This window comes from Acidipropionibacterium thoenii DSM 20276 (genome assembly GCF_000423445.1).
Taxonomy (GTDB): domain Bacteria; phylum Actinomycetota; class Actinomycetes; order Propionibacteriales; family Propionibacteriaceae; genus Acidipropionibacterium; species Acidipropionibacterium thoenii.
Map to the genome: position 1 here is coordinate 38,399 of NZ_AUHZ01000007.1, position 18,422 is coordinate 56,820.

The window sequence follows — 18,422 nt, forward strand, 5'->3', positions numbered from 1 at the left end:
CGGCGGGGGGCTCGCAAGCCGGCCGAGGACCGCCCCGAACGCAGCCCCGAGCAGTGGCACGAGTTCGCACGTGAGGCAGTGCTGCGACGCCTCGACGTGCGAGCGAGGACCCGCCACGAGCTGGCCACCGCACTGCGTGACAAGGAGGTCCCCGAGGAGATCGCCACCGCTGTGCTCGAGCGATTCGCCGAGCTCGGCCTGATCGACGACGCCGACTTCGCCGAGCAGTGGGTGCGCTCGCGGCATGAGTCACGGGGCCTGTCGCGGCGTGCCCTGAGCCAGGAGCTCAGACTCAAGGGGGTCGACCAGAGGATCATCGCCGAGGCTGTCGCCGAGGTCTCCGACGATGATGAGCTCGACGCCGCCACCCAGCTCGCCGTCGGCCGGCTGCGATCCGGTCAGGGGGTCGAGAAGGTGCGTCTGGACCGCCGGGTGCTGTCGGCCCTGGCCCGCAAGGGCTACGGACCCGAGGTCTGCTGGGAGGCCCTGCGCCGAGCTCGAGGTGAGCTCGGCGAGCAGGAGTAGCCGCCGCCGGCTCCCGGCCAGGGGAGCCGCGGGCAGGGGCCCGGGCGGGGGGCACGGACGGTGTGGCAGGCTTGGCGGGAACTGGGGCACGACGTCTCGGCAGAACCGATGGATGAGGGGAATCCAATGATGCAGTCCCTCGATGTGGCGGCCCTGCCAGCACTGATGGTTCTGATCTCTGTCTGGCCGGTTCTCACCGTGGTGCTGGCGGTGGCGCTGGTGGTGTCCGGCGCCGGCGGTATCTGGTCCAGGCGTCGAGCGGGCGAACAACTGAGGGATTCCCGCCGGGAACTCGACGACTCCCGGCAGGATCTCGACCGGCAGCGCGACCGGCTGGAGAATGACCTGAGCCGACGACGCGACGAGCTGGAGACAGATCTGCGGGCCAGGCGGGACCGGCTCGAGGCGGAGTACCAGCAGCGTTCCCGGGCCATCGAGGAGGCCGACAGGCTCCGGCGGGCCGAACTTGCCGCCCATCAGCAGGAGGCCAGCCGGGCTGCTGAACGGGCCGGCTCCGAACTCGCCCGGATCTCCGGGTTGACCGCCGACCGGGCCCGTCAGGAGTTGCTGGAGCGGGCCGAGGCGAGTTCGCGGGCCGAGGCTGAGGAGCTGGCCAGCAGGATCGAGGCCCAGGCCCGCCAGGGCGCCGAGAACTCCGCCCGGCGGGTGGTGGTCACCGCCATCCAGAGGTGCGCCGGTGAGATCACCGCAGATTCCGTGGTCGCCACGGTGGACCTGCCCTCCGATGACATGAAGGGGCGGATCATCGGCCGAGAGGGTCGCAACATCCGCACCATCGAACAGGTCACCGGCACCACCGTGATCATCGACGACACGCCGGGCATCGTGCTGATCAGTTGTTTCGATCCGGTGCGCCGGGAGGTGGCCCGGCTCACCCTCGCCGATCTGGTCGGCGATGGCCGCATCCACCCCAGCCGGATCGAACAGGCCCACGACAGGGCGGTCTCCAGGATCGAGCAGATCTGCCTTGAGTCGGCCGACGAGGCGCTGCGCGCATTGTCCATCACCGATATGGCCTCGGGACTGCGCCCCATCCTCGGTTCGCTGCGGTTCCGGACCTCCTACGGCCAGGACGTGCTGGCCCACAGCGTGGAGTGCGGTCAGCTGGCGGGGCTGATGGCCGCCGATCTGGGTGCCGATGTCGACACCTGCCGACGGGCCGGTCTGTTGCACGACATCGGCAAGTCGCTGACCCCCCGGGTGACCGGCTCCCATGCCGCAGTGGGTGCCGAGTTGGCGCGGCGTCAAGGGGAGTCCCAGGCGGTGGTGCACGCCATCGCCGCCCACCACAACGAGCTCGAGCCCACCACCGTCGTGGACTTCCTCATCCAGGCTGCCGACGCGATATCGGCCTCCCGGCCCGGGGCCCGCAGGACCTCACTGGAGTCCCACATCGAGCGTCTGGAGGAGCTCGAGGAGTTGGCATCCGGGCATCCCGGAGTGGCGCGGGCCTTCGCCGTCCAGGCCGGTCGTGACCTGCGGGTGATGGTCGAGCCCGAGGAGGTTGACGACGCCGCCACCCGGGTGCTGGCCCGCCAGATCGCCTCCGAGGTGGGTGAGCGTGTTGCGGTACCCGGCCAGGTCAAGGTGACCGTCATTCGTGAGACCAGGGCGGTGGCGGTCACCGGTCAGTCCGACTCGGTGGACTAAGCAGCAGCCCGCTGGCCCCGCACTCCGTGAGGCGGGCCCGGGAGGTGCCGGGTGCTCAGATGCTGACTCCCCACTCGAAGTGGGCACTGTCCCCAGGTTCCAGGCGCAGCATCGAGTCGTGGGTGGGGCCCTCGTTGAAGGCATCCGGGCCGCAGCTCATCGGCTCCACGGCCATCGCTGTGCGGTACCAGGGTGTGAAGATCTGTGACCAGGGCAGGCCTGGACCGGCCCACAGCAGGCGATGGTGACGACCGGCCCGTACCTCGACCTGCCATCGCCGGCCCGCCACGGGGGAGTCGGTGAATGCGGTGTCGAGAGACCGACTGCCGAACTCCTGCTCCCCGTGCAGCTGGGCCGGTGTCCCCTCCACCGGCCTCAGCGCCACCGGAAGCAGTCGCTCATCGACCTCCAGGTAGGTCGCGAACCCGGCGGAGACGCTCCACTGGTCGATCGGGATGCCGGCCATCACCAGATAGGGGTGGGCGGCGTAGCCCAACGGCACCGGGGTGGCACCGACATTGAGCGCCGAGACCTCGACGCGAAGCCCCTCCAGGCTGAGGTGATGGCTGAGGGTGAACCGAACCGATCCCGGCCAGCCCGGCTGATCGAGCAGCAGCAGCGACTGGGTGATGCTGTCGGTGGTGAGTTCCGCCAGATTCCAGGCCAGCCACCGGGTGAGTCCGTGGATCGCATTGTGGTGGTTCTGCTCGTTGATCGCCAGCTGCCGGAGGTCGCCGTCGAAGAGATAGCGGCCGTCGCGGATTCGATTGGGCCAGGGCAGCAGATGTTGGCCGCGGGCCCCTTCCGGCGACTCCTCGGCGCCGAAGGACAGCAGCAGATCCTCCCCATCGAAGGTGAGACTGCGCAGGGTCGCCCCCTGCTCGCAGATGACGGCCCGGTAGCCGCCCGAGGTGATCTCGTGTTGTCGGCCGGTGGGGTGCACGGCGTCGGTCACGGATTCGGCCATTGAGTCCATGACCATCACTCTAGAGGGAAGTGGCGTCGTCGAGATGGCCCGACGCTGCGAACCTGCCGGGCACCCGGGAACGGGGGTGTCCGGGACGATGGGACGAGGTGGCGGTGGACAGGTACAGTGTGGGCGCTATGACCCAGACAGATTCCCCCAGCCACCGGCGGCCCACCTACCGGGTCGTCACCTACGGGTGCCAGATGAATGTCCACGACTCCGAGCGGATCGCCGGACTCATGGAGTCGGCGGGCTACGTCCCCGATCCGCGAACCGGAAGCCTGGAACCGGCCGACGTCGTCGTCTTCAACACCTGCGCGGTCCGTGAGAACGCCGACAACCGGCTCTACGGAACACTGGGACACATGGCCTCGGTCAAGGCCGCCAATCCCGGGATGCGGCTGGCGGTCGGCGGCTGCATGGCTCAGAAGGACAAGCAGTTGGTCGCCGAGCGCGCCCCCTGGGTCGATGTCGTCTTCGGCACCCACAATCTCGGTTCGCTGCCAGCGCTGCTGGCTCGCTCCCGGGCGCTGGAGGAGGCCCAGGTCGAGATCAAGGAGTCCCTCCAGACCTTCCCCAGCGACCTGCCGACCCACCGCGAGTCGGCCTACTCGGCGTGGGTGTCCATCTCGGTCGGGTGCAACAACACCTGCACCTTCTGCATCGTGCCGCAGTTGCGCGGCAAGGAGACCGACCGGCGTCCGGCAGACATCCTGGCCGAGATCCGCGCCCTGGTCGACGAGGGGGTTCAGGAGATCACTCTGCTGGGCCAGAACGTCAACTCCTACGGAGTCCAGTTCGGCGACCGGGGCGCCTTCGCCAAGCTGCTGCGGGCCTGCGGGCGGATCGACGGGCTGGAGCGGGTGAGGTTCACCTCTCCGCACCCCGCCGCCTTCACCGACGACGTCATCGAGGCGATGGCCGAGACGCCGAATGTGATGCCCAGTCTCCACATGCCCCTGCAGTCCGGCTCGGACAAGGTGCTGCGCGAGATGCGGCGCTCCTACCGCAGCACGAGGTTCCTGGGGATCCTCGACCGGGTCCGCGCCGCGATGCCTCAGGCGGCCATCACCACCGACATCATCGTCGGCTTCCCCGGCGAGACCGAGGCCGACTTCGCCGAGACGATGAGAGTCGTCGAACAGGCGCGGTTCTCGGCCGCCTACACCTTCGAGTACTCGATCCGGCCGGGCACACCAGCCGGTGAGATGACCAACCAGGTGCCCGCGCAGGTCGTCCAGGAGCGTTACGAGCGCCTGGTGGCCCTGGTCGATGAGATCTCCTGGCAGGAGAACCGCAAGCTGGAGGGCAGCACCGCCGAGGTGATGTTCTCGGCCGGGGAGGGTCGTAAGGACCGCGCCACCCACCGGGTCACCGGACGGGGTCGGGACAACCGGTTGATCCATGTCGGGTTGGCCCCGGGCCAGCAGCGGCCACGGCCCGGTGACATCGGCACCGTCAGGATCGGACGGGGCGCCCCCCACCACCTGATGGCCGACGGCGGTCTCATCGATCTGCGTCGTACCCGTGGCGGAGATGCCTGGCAGGCCAGGCATCAGGCCCCCGATCCGGTCAGCTCGCCGGCCGCTGCCGGTGCGGTCACCCTGGGAATGCCGGGGATCGGAGCCCCGAGGGACTGAGCCCGATCCGGCCGGGTATGACAGAGGGGCGACAGCGATGTGCTGTCGCCCCTCTGCCGTGTCAACGGGCGGGCCTCCACCGAAGCGGAACCGCCGGAAGACACCTCGTGAGATCAGGGAACCGTGGACGGAGCGGAAACTCAGAGGTTTCCGGTCTGCTTCTTCACAGCGTCCTGGGCTGCATCGACCTGACTGGCGAACTTGCCACCGGTGACTGAGTCAACCTTGTCACCTGCGGTGTCCACTGCCTTGTCGATCTGGTCCTCGTGGCTGTTGACGGCGTCCTTGATCTGATCCTGATGTGTGATCACGGCGTCCTTCGCCTTGTCAAAGAGTCCCATAGGCCCCTCCCTCCTCGGGGATTCACCCCGTTCGGTTGGATACAGTGTCCTCACACTCGGCCCCGAGGGCAAGAGCAGGACCCCAGATCTCTCAGAAATTGAGACGATTACGAGAGCCGAGGCAGGACAGTGGGCGACGGCACGTCGGTACGGGAGGTCGCAGGGGCTATGCCTGAGGTGATCGCCATCCTCGGACCGACTGCCAGCGGAAAGTCCCGGCTGGCAGTGGAGCTCGCCCGCCGGCTCAGCGGCGAAGGAAGGCCGGCTGAGATCGTCAACGCCGACTCGATGCTGGTCTACCGGGGGATGGACATCGGCACCGCCAAACCCGACGCCGGTGAGCTCGAGAGGGTGCGCCACCATCTGGTCGACATCCTCGAGGTCACCCAGAGTTCCTCGATAGCCCTCATCCAGAACCTCGCCAGACGAGCGATCGAGGACTGCCTGGCCCGCGGAGTCGTGCCCCTGGTGGTGGGCGGATCGGCGCTGTACAGCCGGGCGGTCCTCGACGAGCTGGAGATACCTCCCACCGACCCCTCGATCCGGGCCCGGCTGGAGGACGAGCTGGAGCAGCTCGGTTCCGAGCAGATGCACCGTCGGCTCGCCGAGCTCGACCCGGCGGCAGCGGCGGCCATCCTGCCGGGCAACGGACGGCGCATCGTGCGGGCCCTGGAGGTCATCGAACTCACCGGATCCTTCTCGGCGAGGATGCCGCAGGGCCGCTTCCACTACCCGGGCACCCTCGAGATCGGACTGACCATGTCGCGAGAGGATCTGGACTCCCGCATCGAGCAGCGGGTCGACCTGATGTGGCGCCGCGGCCTGGTCGCCGAGGTGCGCGGACTGGTCGACCACGGCCTGCGCGAGGGGCGCACGGCATCGCGGGCGCTGGGCTACCGACAGGTGATGAGCATGCTCGATGGCCGGATCGACGAGCGCCAGGCCCGGCTGGACACCGTGGTGCGCACTCGCAGGTTCGCCCGCAAACAGCTGATGTGGTACCGCCGCGATCCCAGGATCCGGTGGTTCGAGGCACTGGATGGGTGTCTGGCCGAGAAGGTGCTGGCCGCGCTGGCCGATGTTGACCAGGACGGCCGACCTTGACCATCGCGGTGGGTCGCGCTGAGATGGGGGGCATGCGGACCATTCAGTTCTCGAAGGGACAGGGCACCGGCAACGACTTCGTCATCATTCTCGACAGGCCAGGCATGCTCAACCTCTCGGCCGGGCAGGTCCAGTGGTTGTGCGATCGGCGTTTCGGGGTCGGTGGCGACGGCCTGATGCGCGCCACCCGGGCAGGTGCCATCGAGGACTGGACGGGCGACCCCGACCAGTGGTTCATGGACTACCGCAACGCCGACGGCTCGATCGCCGAGATGTGCGGCAACGGTCTGAGGGTGTTCGGGGAGTACCTGTCCGAACAGGGCCTGATCACCGGCCACGAGGTCGACGTCGCAACCCGCGCCGGCGTCAAGCACGTCGTCGTGCACGGGAACGGGATGGTCACCGCCGACGTCGGCACCGCCGCGGCGCGACCGGACCAGGTGAGTGTGACCCTGGACGGGCGGCGCTGGCCGGCCACCCCCGTCGACGTCGGCAACCCGCACGCCGTGGTGCTGCTAGGGCCCGAGGACGACCTGGACTCGCTGCCGGTGGACAGCCAGCCCGGCTGGGAGCCGGAGGAGGCCTTCAGCCACGGTGTCAATATCGAGTTCGTCGACCTGGTGGAACCCGGTCACGTCCGGATGAGGGTCCACGAGAGAGGGGTGGGGGAGACGCTGTCATGTGGCACCGGGACGGTCGCGGTGGCTGTCGCGATGACCGGGCACACCGGTCACCAGGGGCCGTGGACCGTCGACGTGCCAGGCGGCAGGGTCACCGTCGAGAAGGCCGCAGACCACTACCGGCTCACCGGTCCGGCGGTCATCCAGGTCCGCGGTCAGGTCAACGAGCCCGATGTCGGCTGAGCTGGTCGCTGCCCGCGGCCGGTGAGCTGGGAGACCGCCGGCCGGGCCCGGTGTTGGCGAGCCGGGTCAGTCGTGGAAAGCTGTCAATGATGACTTCCATCGACGATGACACCCCCGACGACACCTCCGAGCAGCACTCCGCGACCCACCACGACCACCGCCGGGACGACCCAGCGGCCACCGACGAGACGGGATCGGGGGATACCGGCGCCAAGGAGAACTGGGACGGCGACCAGTTCGACCTGGATGCACGGCTGGCGCTGACCCGGGTTCCCGGCATGTCCACCGACCTGTCGGACATCAGCGAGGTCGAGTACCGGCAGTTGCGGCTGGAACGAGTGGTGCTGGCCTCGGTGTGGACCCAGGGCAGCGCCGAGGACGCCGAGAACGCCATGACCGAGCTCAAGCTGCTCGCCGAGACCGCCGGCAGCCAGGTGTTGGACGCCCTCATCCAACGGCGTCCCAGTCCCGATCCGGCGACCTACATCGGCTCGGGAAAGGTCGAGGAGCTCAAGGAGGTGGTGGTCGCCACCGGGGCCGACACCGTCATCTGCGACGGCGAGCTGGACGGCGCCCAGCTGCGCAACCTGGAGGACCGGATCGGCGTCAAGGTCGTCGACCGCACCATCCTCATCCTCGACATCTTCGCTCAGCACGCCAGCAGTGTCGAGGGCAAGACCCAGGTCGAACTGGCCCAGCTGCAGTACATGAGGCAGCGGCTGCGCGGCTGGGGCGACAGCCTGTCCCGTCAGGCAGGTGGACGGGCCGCCGGAGGTGCGGGGATCGGCGGTCGCGGCCCCGGTGAGACCAAGATCGAGACCGACCGGCGCCGGATCAACACCCGGGTCGCCCGGTTGCGCCGAAAGCTGCGTGCGATGGCGGCGACCCGCTCGGAGAAGCGCGCCGACCGGATCCGCAATGCCATCCCCTCGGTGGCCATCGTCGGCTACACCAACGCCGGCAAGTCCTCCCTGCTCAACCGGCTCACCCGTGCCGGGGTACTGGTCGAGGACGCCCTCTTCGCCACCCTGGACCCGACCACCCGGCGTGCCACCACCGAGGACGGCCGGGTCTACACCCTCACCGACACCGTCGGTTTCGTCCGCCACCTGCCCACCCACCTGGTGGAGGCCTTCGCCTCCACCCTGGAGGAGACCGCCCAGGCCGATCTCCTGGTCCACGTCGTCGATGCCGCCGCCCCCGACCCCGCCGGCCAGATCTCCGCGGTCCACGAGGTGCTGTCAGGAATCGACGCCGGTCAGGTCCCCGAACTGCTGGTGCTCAACAAGGCCGACCTGATCACCGAGGCCGACGAGCTGGCACTACGGGCCTCCTTCCCCCAGGCGATGCTGGTGTCGGCCCACCAGGGCGAGGGGATCGACGAGCTGATCGCCAGGATCGAGGAGCTGCTGCCGGTTCCCGAGGAGCTGGTCGACGCCGTGCTGCCCTATCAGCGCGGCGACCTGGTCGACCGGATCCACCGCCTTGGCACGATCGTGAGCCTCGAGCACACCGGCCAGGGAACTCACGTCGTCGCCCACCTGCACCCCGGCCTGGCTGCCGAGGTGCGCGCAGCGGCGGTCGCCACCTCGTGAGCGCGGCGACCCCGGCCGCCGAGGACTCGGATCCGGCCTACCGGCAGCTGCTGGATGCCGCGGTCGCCGGGATCGGCGGGAGTCCCAGAACCGGACAGCTGAGGATGGCCGAGGCCCTCGACCGGGCGATCGACGAGAAGATCCACCTGTTGGTGCAGGCCGGCACCGGTACCGGCAAGTCCTTGGGCTATCTGGCGCCGGCGCTGGCCAGGGCGGTCCGCGACGACGTCACGGTGGTGGTCGCCACCGCCACCCTGGCGCTCCAGGCGCAGCTGGCCCACAAGGACATTCCGGCGGCGGTCAGGGCCGCCGGGAAGGTCCTGGCGCGTACCCCCCGCACCGCAGTGCTCAAGGGGCGCTCCAACCACGCCTGCCTGCTGAAGGTGCGCGAGGGAGTCCGGCCGGACCAGGACGCCCTGGTCAGCGGTGGCGAACTGGTGAGCCGTGACGACAGCTCGGCCGGCCGATCCGCCGGCGCGGTGGACTCCGAGTCCCGGTTGGGGGCCGAGGTGGTGATGCTGCGCGAGTGGGCCGAGGACCAGGCCGGGCGCAGCCTGCTCGGCGACCGCGACGACGCCCCCGATCACTCCCCGAGGGCCTGGTCGCAGGTATCGGTGCCGGCACGGGAGTGCCTGGGCAACCGCTGCCCCTATGTCGAGGAGTGCCTCTTCGAGAAGGCCAGGGAGAAGGCCCGGCAGGCCGACCTGATCGTCACCAACCACGCCCTGCTGGCCATCGATGCACTCAACGATGGCAGCGTGCTGCCCGAGCACGAGGTCGTCATCATCGACGAGGCCCATGAGGTGGTCGACCGGTTCACCGGAGCCGCCTCGGCGCTGCTCACCCCCACCCTGGTCACCGCAGTCGGCAGACGCGCAGCCACCTGGCTCGACGATGACCTGGCTGCCGATCTGCTCGGTCAGGCGGACCTGCTGCACGAGGCCCTGGAGGCCACCGAGCCCGGCCGGGTCACCGACCCCGGCGCCGGTCTCATCGTCGCCGCCCAGAGCCTGCGCGATCTGGCCAGGAGCGCCGTCTCGGCCCTGGGACGCAGTGATGACGGTGAGGAGGCCGGCGGGGACCCCGAGCGTGTCCAGGCCCAGGGGGCGGTCCGCGAGGTCTTCGAGGTGGCCGAGCGGATCGCCGCGCTGTCGGCCGCCGACGTGGTCTGGATCAGCGAGTCGGAGTACACCGGACGCGCCGCCCAGGTGGCACCGCTCAAGGTGGCCGGGCTGCTGAGGTCCAGCGTGCTGGCGGGGGCCACCACCATCCTCACCTCGGCCACCCTCAGGATCGGCGGGGAGTTCACCTCGGCCGCCCGGGATGTCGGCCTGCAACCGGGCGAACGGGTCGACGACACGCCCGAGATTCTCCAGACCGAGATGGCCTGGCGAGGCATCGACGTCGGCTCCCCCTTCGACTATCACTCCCAGGGCATCCTCTATGTCGGGCGCGAGCTGCCGAAGCCCAGCCGCGACGGCATCGGCGAGGAGGCCTTGGAGGACCTGGCCGAACTCGTCTGGGCTGCCGGTGGCCGCACCCTCGGCCTGTTCGCCTCCCAGCGCAACGCGGTGCGCGCCGCCGAGCAGCTGCGCAAGTCCCTGCCCAGGATCCCGGTGCTGTGCCAGGGGGAGGGGCATCTGGCGGGGCTCACCCGCCAGTTCATCGAGGACCCGGCCACCTGTCTGTTCGGCACTCTGTCGCTGTGGCAGGGGGTCGACGTGCCAGGAGACACCTGCCGCCTCGTCATCATCGACAAGATCCCCTTCCCCCGCCCCGATGACCCGCTGATGCAGGCGCGCAGCCAGGCGGTCGCGCAGGCCGGGGGCAATGGATTCATGACCGTCTCGGCCGGACATGCGGCACTGCTGCTGGCCCAGGGATCCGGACGCCTGATCCGACGCGCCGAGGACAGGGGAGTGGTGGCCGTGCTGGATCCCCGTCTGGTGACGGCCCGATACGGCTCCTTCCTGCGTGCCTCGATGCCGCCGTTCTGGACCACCACCGACCGCGAGGTCGCGATCGGGGCGCTCAGGAGGCTCAGCTGAGCCCAGCGGTTCGACCCCTTTGTCATCCCTTGGCGGCGGCTCTGCTGGCGCCGGCCAGGCGTCGAGGAGGCCGAAAAGTGTCAGTCCCCCTCGGTTGGATGGAGTCATGTCCTCGGCGGATGGCCGGGAATCTGACGAAGGAGCACTCCGATGAGCGTTCAACAGCGTGTGTGGGAGCAGGATCGGGCCGGGCAGCAGACCGGCCAGGTGATCGTGGGCCCGTGGCCGGGGATCGAGGAGATCCTCGAGGAGTCCGAGCCCGCCGTGATGATCAACCGGCGGGAGTTGGCAGCCGCCGGCCCGGTGACGGCCGGCGCCGGGTCGGCCGGTGTGCTGTCGCCAGCGGCGCTGCCGCGCCGGGCTCCCGCGGTTCGCCAGGGGCGAATCGACGAGGATCTGGTGTGGAATGTCGTGATGGCTGCTGTGCTGTCGCTGATGGCGTTGGCCACAGCGGTGGGGCTGTGGCAGCTCTTCCAGGTCTCCGGCGGCCTGGCAGGCTGACCGGCCGGTGTGGCCAAGAGGGCGTGGTCGGTGCCTGAGGTGGTGCTGCGGGGCAGATCCGGCCGAGAGGGAGAATGGCGATTGCCACTAGATCTAGTGTCGATCACGACACGCCGAGACTAGACCTAGTGAAATTCCGAGGTATTGTGTGTGCACGCACGAGGTACGTGCAGAGCCTGGGTCCAGGATGAGGAGGTGCCCCGATGAGGTGTCCATTCTGTCAGCACGACGACTCCCGGGTCCTGGACTCGAGGGTCTGTGAGGACGGCCTGGCGATCCGTCGGCGTCGGCAGTGCCCGGTGTGCGAGCGCAGATTCACCACCATCGAACGGATGCAGATGGTGATCGTCAAGAAGGACGGCTCGGAGGAGCCGTTCAGCCGGGAGAAGGTCGTCTCCGGGGTCCGCAAGGCCTGCAAGGGCCGCCCGGTCAGCGACGCCGACCTGGCCCGCCTGGGCCAGCGGGTCGAGGACGCGCTGCGGGCCGGGGGAAGCTCCGAGATCCCCAGCGATCAGGTCGGCCTGGCCATTCTGCCGCCGCTGCGGGAACTCGACCCGATCGCCTACCTGAGGTTCGCCTCGGTCTACCGGCACTACGAGACGATTGACGACTTCATCCTGGAGATCGAGCGGTTGAGGGCCGAGAGCAGCGACGACCCGTCGGATTCCGGCGGCAGGCCGCTGGCGGCCCAGGTCCCCGGGTCCGGAGGGGACATGGCCAACCAGCCGTTGTTCTGAGTCGGCAGGTCCACAAGCCCGCGGAGCAACGGCGAAGGCCGGATGCGCCGTCATCACAGCACAAGGATGTGACTTCGGTCACATCTGATCCACTACCAACCAACAAATCGTCGTCAGACGAGGTGAGGGAAAGCTCATGACTGAGACCAAGACGGCGTCGCGCAGGGCGACACCGGCCCCCTCGGGCCTGCATGTCCGAAGGGTGTTCAGCACCGAGGGGGTGCACCCCTACGACGAGGTCAGCTGGCAGCGTCGCGATGTGGTCCAGAAGAACTGGCGCACCGGAGAGGTCGTCTTCGAGCAGCGCGGTGTCGAGTTCCCCGACTTCTGGAGTGTGAACGCCTCCACCATCGTCACCAACAAGTACTTCCGTGGCGCACTGGGCACCCCGGATCGTGAGGACAGTCTCAAGACGCTGATCGACCGGGTCGTCAGGAGCTATCTGAGGGCGGGTCAGGACAACGGCTACTTCGCCTCCGCCAAGGACGCCAAGGTCTACTCCGAGGAACTCACCTGGCTGCTGGTCCACCAGTACTTCAGCTTCAACTCGCCGGTCTGGTTCAACGTCGGCACCACCAGCCCCCAGCAGGTCAGCGCCTGCTTCATCCTGTCGGTCGATGACTCGATGGAGTCGATCCTCAACTGGTACACCGAGGAAGGTTTCATCTTCAAGGGAGGATCCGGGGCCGGGGTCAACATCTCGAGGATCCGTTCCTCCAAGGAGCTGCTCTCCTCGGGCGGCACCGCCTCGGGTCCGGTCTCCTTCATGCGTGGCGCCGATGCCTCGGCAGGCACCATCAAGTCCGGCGGCGCCACCCGCCGAGCGGCCAAGATGGTCGTGCTGGACGTCGACCACCCCGACATCGAGGAGTTCGTCGAGACCAAGGCCCGCGAGGAGGACAAGATCCGCGCCCTGCGGGATGCCGGTTTCGACATGGAGATCGGTGGCCGCGACATGGCCTCGGTGCAGTACCAGAACGCCAACAACTCGGTGCGCGTCAACGACAAGTTCATGCACGCGGTCGAGAAGGGGGAGAAGTTCGGGCTGACCTCCCGGATCCACCCCGGACAGGTCATCGAGGAGATCGACGCCCGTCAGCTGTTCGGCAAGATCGCCAAGGCCGCCTGGGAGTGCGCCGATCCCGGCGTGCAGTACGACGACACCATCAACTCCTGGCACACCGATCCGAACTCGGGGCGGATCAACGCCTCCAACCCCTGCTCGGAGTACATGAGCCTGGACAACTCCTCGTGCAACCTGGCCAGCCTCAACCTGCTGAAGTTCGTCGGCGAGGATGAGGTCTTCGACGTCGCCCGGTTCACCCGGGCGGTGGAGATCGTCATCACCGCGATGGACATCTCGATCTGCTTCGCAGACTTTCCCACCACGTCGATCGGCCAGACCACCCGCGACTACCGCCAGCTCGGCATCGGGTACGCCAACCTGGGCGCCCTGCTGATGGCGATGGGGCTGGGATACGACTCCGAGGGGGGCCGTAACCTGGCTGCCGCCATCACCTCCCTGATGACCGGGGTGGCCTACCGGCGCAGCGCCGAACTGGCCGCTGTCGTCGGGCCCTACAACGGTTACGCGGCCAATGCCGAGCCTCATCAGGCAGTGATGCGCAAGCACCGCGATGCCACCCGGGACGTGCACCCGATGCACACCAATGACACCACGGTGCTGGCGGCCGCCAAGGCGGAGTGGGACAAGGTCGTGGAGCTGGGTGCTGAGAACGGCTTCCGCAACGCCCAGGCCTCGGTGCTGGCACCGACCGGGACCATCGGTTTCATGATGGACTGCGACACCACCGGTATCGAGCCCGACTTCTCCCTGGTGAAGTTCAAGAAGATGGTCGACGGCTCCTCGATGCAGATCGTCAACCAGACCGTGCCGCGGGCGCTGGCCAACCTCGGCTACTCCCAGGCCGACGCGGGGGAGATCGTGGCCTGGATCGCCGAGCACGGCTCGGTGATCGGGGCCCCGCACCTGGACAAGGCCCACTACGAGGTCTTCGACTGCGCGATGGGTGAGCGGGCGATCGCTCCGATGGGCCACGTCCGAATGATGGCTGCCGTCCAGCCCTTCCTGTCCGGGGCCATCTCCAAGACGGTGAACCTGCCCGAGAGCGCCACCGTCGAGGACATCGCCGAGGTCTACCTGCAGGGTTGGAAGCTCGGCCTGAAGGCGGTGGCCGTCTACCGCGACAACTGCAAGGTCGGCCAGCCGCTGTCGGTCGAGAAGACCGCGCAGGACAAGACCGAGGCCAAGGCCGAGCCCGAGGTGCGGATCGAGTACCGGCCGCGCCGTCAACGGCTGCCCAAGTCGCGGGCCGGTCGGACCACCAGCTTCCAGGTCGCCGGGGCCGGCGGTTACCTCACCACCGGTGCCTACCAGGACGGCAGGCTGGGCGAGATCTTCCTCAAGCTCGGCAAGCAGGGTTCCACCCTGGCCGGGGCGATGGATGCTTTCTCGATCGCCATCTCGATCGGTCTGCAGTACGGGGTGCCGCTGGAGAGCTTCGTGCAGAAGTTCGCCAATATGAAGTTCGAGCCGGCCGGGATGACCGACGACTCCGACATCCGGATCGCCCAGTCGATCATCGACTACATCTTCCGACGGCTCGCCCTGGACTACCTGTCCTTCGACGAGCGGGCGGAGCTGGGCATCTACACCTCGGCCGAACGGGCTCACTACGTGGAGACCGGTTCCTACCTCTCGGAGGAGGACGAGGCGGAGCTCATCGACTCCGAGAGCCTCAAGGAGACCCCGGCCGACCGGGTCCGGGTGCATGAGGATGGGGCCACCCAGCCGGGTCTGTTCGACCCGACTCCCTCCCCCGAGCATGTCGGCGGTGCGCACACCAGCGCCGAACTGATGGAGGAGAAGCTGGGTCGTGAGGTCGACGCCCCGCTGTGCATGACCTGCGGCACCAAGATGCGTCCGTCCGGCTCCTGCTACGTCTGCGAAGGTTGCGGATCCACCAGCGGCTGCAGCTGATCTGTGACTGACCGGCCCGGTGCCGGACCATGGCCCCGCTGCGGCCATGATCCGACACCGGGCCACATGTTCGGGTGAGATCCGGCAGTTGTCCGAACGTCACCCAGGTGTCGTAAGGTCGGGACCGTGAGCCTTCTGTCAGACCGAGAGATCCGCACCGAGATCGAGGCCGGTCACATCGTCCTGGAGCCCTACGACCCCTCGCTGATCCAGCCCTCCAGCATCGACATCTGCCTTGACCGCTACTTCCGGCTGTTCGACAACCACAAGTACCCGATGATCGACCCGGCGCAGAACCAGCCGGAGCTCACCCACCAGGTGGAGGAGTCGATCGAGGAGCCCTTCGTGCTGCACCCCGGGGAGTTCGTGCTGGCGGCCACCAAGGAGAAGGTCACCATTCCCGATCACCTGTCAGCACGGCTCGAGGGCAAGTCCTCGTTGGGTCGGCTGGGCCTGCTCACGCACTCCACCGCCGGCTTCATCGACCCTGGCTTCAGCGGCCACGTCACTCTGGAACTGTCCAACGTGGCCACCCTGCCGATTGCACTGTGGCCCGGGATGAAGATCGGCCAGCTGTGCTTCTTCGCGCTGTCCAGCCCGGCCGAGCACCCCTACGGATCCGACCCCTCGACCGCCAACAGGTACCAGGGCCAGCGCGGCCCGACCCCCAGCCGTTCCTGGCAGAACTTCTACCGCAGCGCCTTCTGAACCGATGGACGAGGCAGCAGACTTCGACTTCGACCTGGACCGCTCCACCGACCAGGCCTGGTCGGGGTTCGCCGAGCGTCTGGCCGAGGTGATCTCTGTCATCGATGACGGCGGCGTCCTCACGATCGGGACGCCCGCCACGGGCGAGGACCAGGCCCCCTTCGTCCGGTTCACCCAGCACGAACCGGCCCCCGGCGACCCCCACCCCGATGCCGCGGTCGGCGAGGCCATGGTGCTCGCCGAGGCCTCCGGCAGCGCCAGCCTGGCCGAGGCCCATCAGCTGTCCGGGGCCCAGCTGGAGGAGTTGGATGCCCTGGGCTGGCAGTCACCGGCTGCCGACGGCCCCCGGCCCTGCGCCAACTTCTGGGTGGACCGGGGCCAGGACCGCAGCGACGAACTGGCCGAGCTGGCCGTGCGCACCCTGCGCAGCGTCTTCGGCGTCCAGCACCCGGTCTTCCTGGCCCCCGACCAGCTGGCGGAGATCCTCCAACCGGGCTCCCCGGCCCCCCACGAGACACCCGCCGGGCCGGTGACGGTGCCGGCCGTGATGCCGCTGAGTCGCAGTCGGCTCGACGAGATGGTCGCGGCCGAACTGACCGAGATGTTCGGCCACCCGCCGGTCTGCGACGCCGAGGGGGATTTCGCCATCCGGGTGGGTTCCACGATGGTCTTCATCCGCAGCACCCCCGATGCCGAGGAGTTGCTGCTGTTCTCGGCCATCGTCCACGACGTCGAGGGCCGGTCCAGGGCCGTCGAGGTGCTCAACGACCTCAATGTGGCCTCCCGCTACGGCCGTTTCGCCCTGCACCAGGACCGGGTCTTCGTCACCATGTCACTGATGTGCCGGCCCTTCGTGGCCGAACATCTGCGCCAGGGAGTCCGCATCATGTCCGAGCTGGCCGACGGCATCGATGACGAACTGGCCCGCAAACTTCGGGGCCGGACAACCTTCGAGTCTCCGGACACCGGCAACGCCGGGTGAGATAATGGCGCTGTCCTGCACAGCTCATCGGGTACACATGGAGGTGTACGTGATAACCGTACAGAGATGACGGGACGCCACCGAGGTTGTTCCGCCGGTACCTCTTCGAAGGAGGATGGTCATGTCCACAGACACCCCTCGCACCGCATTGGTGATCGCTGGAGTCGACGGCTCCGATGATGGCATTCGCGCGGCGAGATATGCCGCTGGTCAGGCCGACGAGTTGGACGCCGACCTGCTCATCCTGCACGCCGTCGATGACGCTGCAGTGGCTGGAGCCTGGGGGGTCGTCTACGACCCCACCGCCCTCCAGCAGGCCGGCCAGGTCGTCGTCGACGAGGCCCGGGCCCAGGCCATCGATGCCGGTGCCGATGAGTCGCGCACCCACGCTCAGGTGGTGCTCGGAAATCCCGCCGCGGTGCTGGCCGACCGCAGCCGCCAGGCTGACATGATCGTGGTCGGCAGGCGTGCCGCCAGCGGCCTGGAACGGATGTTCGTCGGGTCCACCTCGGTGGCGGTGGCCGGTATGTCGGCCTGCCCGGTGGTCGTCATCTCGCGCGCCTCCACTCCCGACCCGGTGGGCGGAAAGCACCAGTTGGCGGTCGCGATCGGACGCCAGACCACCGGCACGGCAGCGTTGCGCTACGGCTTCGAGGAGGCCCAGCGGCAGAAGGCCGAACTCGTCGTCGTCACGGTCGCTCCCGCCCTGCCGGCGGGCTCCGCCGGCGGGTACAAGCTCACCGATGAGGCCAGCCAGGCATTCGTGGCCGAGAACCAGAGCCATGTCGACAGCTTCGTCGATCCCCTCAAGGCCGAGTTCCCCGACGTCAGCATCACCACCAAGGTGCTTCTCGGTCATCCCGTCGACGAGCTGGTCAAGGTCTCCGAGTCGGTCGATCTGCTGGTCGTCGGGATGAAGCGTCACCCGATCCTCGGGTGGACCGCCGGGGGAGTGATCCGCGGCGTGATGGCCCACTCCAGGGCGCCACTGGCCATCGTTCACTGAGGGGGGCCGGGCAAGAAATCCCCTGATGCGGCCGGCCGTCGGGAGCCTGGCTCGCCGCGTTACCCATAAGCTGGTGGCATGAGCGATGAGCAGTCCCGGATCCGAGCCGGCTACCCGGAGCGAGAGGCGACGTTGTCGCAGCTGGGGGATGCCTTCGCCTCGGGCTACCTCGACCAGCAGGAGTTCGACGATCGCAGTACCGCGGCCACCCGCGCCCGGTTCCGTCAGGACTTGGTGGGGCTCACCGCGGACCTTCCGCATCAGCTGGCTGCACCCGACCGGGAGCCGGGTGTCCCGGCCACCCGGGTGAGGATGGCCCCCGACGATGCCGCCGCCCGCCATGAGAACATCGTCGCGGTCTTCGGCGGTGCCCAGCGCCAGGCGGACTGGATCGCGCCCTCCCGGGGCACCGTGACGGCTGTCTTCGGAGGGGTCTCACTGGACCTGAGGCAGTGCGTCTGGCCGGCCGACGGACAGATCGAGATCACCTGTTTCGTGGCCTTCGGGGGAGCCGAGATCAAGGTTCCCGAGGGCGTCCGGGTGGTCAACCAGGTGGTGCCGATCTTCGGAGGGGCCGGCTCGGACGGGCTGCGGCCGGCACGGACCGGCCCGGTACTGGTGCTCAAGGGAATGGCGGTCTTCGGCGGGATCGGGGTCACCGGCCCCGATGCCGCCGGTCAGTTGGGCAGCCACCGAGCCGGTGCTGCGAGGTGAACTGGTCGGAACCGGTGAA

Annotated in this window: 16 protein-coding genes; 14 read left to right on the forward strand and 2 right to left on the reverse strand. The window is 68.5% G+C overall.

From position 1 onward, the window contains the following. Positions 1 to 78 precede the first annotated feature (78 nt). Positions 79 to 525, forward strand: coding sequence for a regulatory protein RecX (locus G554_RS0102470; protein WP_071162133.1), 447 nt, complete (start codon positions 79 to 81; stop codon positions 523 to 525). A 126-nt stretch (positions 526 to 651) separates the two neighbouring features. Beyond that, positions 652 to 2,196 (forward strand): ribonuclease Y, encoded by a 1,545-nt coding sequence (gene rny / locus G554_RS0102475; protein WP_084648250.1) that lies wholly within the window; start codon positions 652 to 654, stop codon positions 2,194 to 2,196. A 55-nt stretch (positions 2,197 to 2,251) separates the two neighbouring features. Here the strand turns inward: rny and G554_RS0102480 are convergent, their stop codons facing one another. Next, positions 2,252 to 3,172, reverse strand: coding sequence for an aldose epimerase family protein (locus tag G554_RS0102480; protein WP_084648267.1), 921 nt, complete (start codon positions 3,170 to 3,172; stop codon positions 2,252 to 2,254). A 128-nt stretch (positions 3,173 to 3,300) separates the two neighbouring features. Between G554_RS0102480 and miaB the strand changes: the two genes are divergently transcribed. Then, a complete protein-coding gene (gene miaB, locus G554_RS0102485) occupies positions 3,301 to 4,803 on the forward strand; it encodes a tRNA (N6-isopentenyl adenosine(37)-C2)-methylthiotransferase MiaB (protein WP_027586670.1) in 1,503 nt (500 codons plus the stop codon). A 140-nt stretch (positions 4,804 to 4,943) separates the two neighbouring features. Here miaB and G554_RS0102490 read toward each other — a convergent pair whose 3' ends face one another. After that, positions 4,944 to 5,144 carry an antitoxin gene (locus G554_RS0102490; RefSeq protein WP_027586671.1) on the reverse strand — a complete coding sequence of 67 codons (201 nt, stop codon included), beginning with the start codon at positions 5,142 to 5,144 and terminating at the stop codon, positions 4,944 to 4,946. Between the two features lie 168 nt (positions 5,145 to 5,312). Between G554_RS0102490 and miaA the strand changes: the two genes are divergently transcribed. From miaA to G554_RS14240, 11 genes are all read left to right on the forward strand, one after another. After that, positions 5,313 to 6,248 carry a tRNA (adenosine(37)-N6)-dimethylallyltransferase MiaA gene (miaA, locus tag G554_RS0102495; protein WP_084648251.1) on the forward strand — a complete coding sequence of 312 codons (936 nt, stop codon included), beginning with the start codon at positions 5,313 to 5,315 and terminating at the stop codon, positions 6,246 to 6,248. Positions 6,249 to 6,280: 32 nt separating this feature from the next. Next, entirely contained in the window at positions 6,281 to 7,111 is an 831-nt protein-coding gene (gene dapF, locus G554_RS0102500) for a diaminopimelate epimerase (protein ID WP_027586673.1), read from the forward strand. 86 nt (positions 7,112 to 7,197) lie between these two features. Continuing rightward, the gene (gene hflX / locus G554_RS14230; protein WP_245569919.1) at positions 7,198 to 8,706 is read left to right on the forward strand and encodes a GTPase HflX; all 1,509 of its coding nucleotides are present in this window, start codon (positions 7,198 to 7,200) and stop codon (positions 8,704 to 8,706) included. Then, positions 8,703 to 10,754, forward strand: coding sequence for an ATP-dependent DNA helicase (locus G554_RS0102510; RefSeq protein WP_027586674.1), 2,052 nt, complete (start codon positions 8,703 to 8,705; stop codon positions 10,752 to 10,754). Before hflX ends, G554_RS0102510 begins: the two co-directional genes overlap by 4 nt. 150 nt (positions 10,755 to 10,904) lie before the next feature. Then, positions 10,905 to 11,255, forward strand: a complete 351-nt coding sequence (locus G554_RS0102515; RefSeq protein ID WP_154654145.1) for a hypothetical protein — start codon at positions 10,905 to 10,907, stop codon at positions 11,253 to 11,255. A gap of 203 nt (positions 11,256 to 11,458) precedes the next feature. Then, complete coding sequence (gene nrdR, locus G554_RS14235; RefSeq protein ID WP_084648252.1) at positions 11,459 to 11,992, forward strand: transcriptional regulator NrdR; 534 nt, start codon at positions 11,459 to 11,461, stop codon at positions 11,990 to 11,992. 136 nt (positions 11,993 to 12,128) lie between these two features. Beyond that, positions 12,129 to 14,993 carry a vitamin B12-dependent ribonucleotide reductase gene (locus tag G554_RS0102525; RefSeq protein WP_027586676.1) on the forward strand — a complete coding sequence of 955 codons (2,865 nt, stop codon included), beginning with the start codon at positions 12,129 to 12,131 and terminating at the stop codon, positions 14,991 to 14,993. A 126-nt stretch (positions 14,994 to 15,119) separates the two neighbouring features. Further along, positions 15,120 to 15,701 (forward strand): dCTP deaminase, encoded by a 582-nt coding sequence (gene dcd / locus G554_RS0102530; RefSeq protein ID WP_027586677.1) that lies wholly within the window; start codon positions 15,120 to 15,122, stop codon positions 15,699 to 15,701. Between the two features lie 4 nt (positions 15,702 to 15,705). Then, on the forward strand, positions 15,706 to 16,683 hold the full coding sequence (locus G554_RS0102535) for a T3SS (YopN, CesT) and YbjN peptide-binding chaperone 1 (protein WP_027586678.1): 978 nt from the start codon (positions 15,706 to 15,708) through the stop codon (positions 16,681 to 16,683). A gap of 121 nt (positions 16,684 to 16,804) precedes the next feature. After that, positions 16,805 to 17,689, forward strand: coding sequence for a universal stress protein (locus G554_RS0102540; RefSeq protein WP_027586679.1), 885 nt, complete (start codon positions 16,805 to 16,807; stop codon positions 17,687 to 17,689). A gap of 78 nt (positions 17,690 to 17,767) precedes the next feature. Beyond that, positions 17,768 to 18,403 (forward strand): DUF1707 SHOCT-like domain-containing protein, encoded by a 636-nt coding sequence (locus G554_RS14240; RefSeq protein WP_051232239.1) that lies wholly within the window; start codon positions 17,768 to 17,770, stop codon positions 18,401 to 18,403. The last annotated feature ends 19 nt before the right edge of the window (positions 18,404 to 18,422 follow it).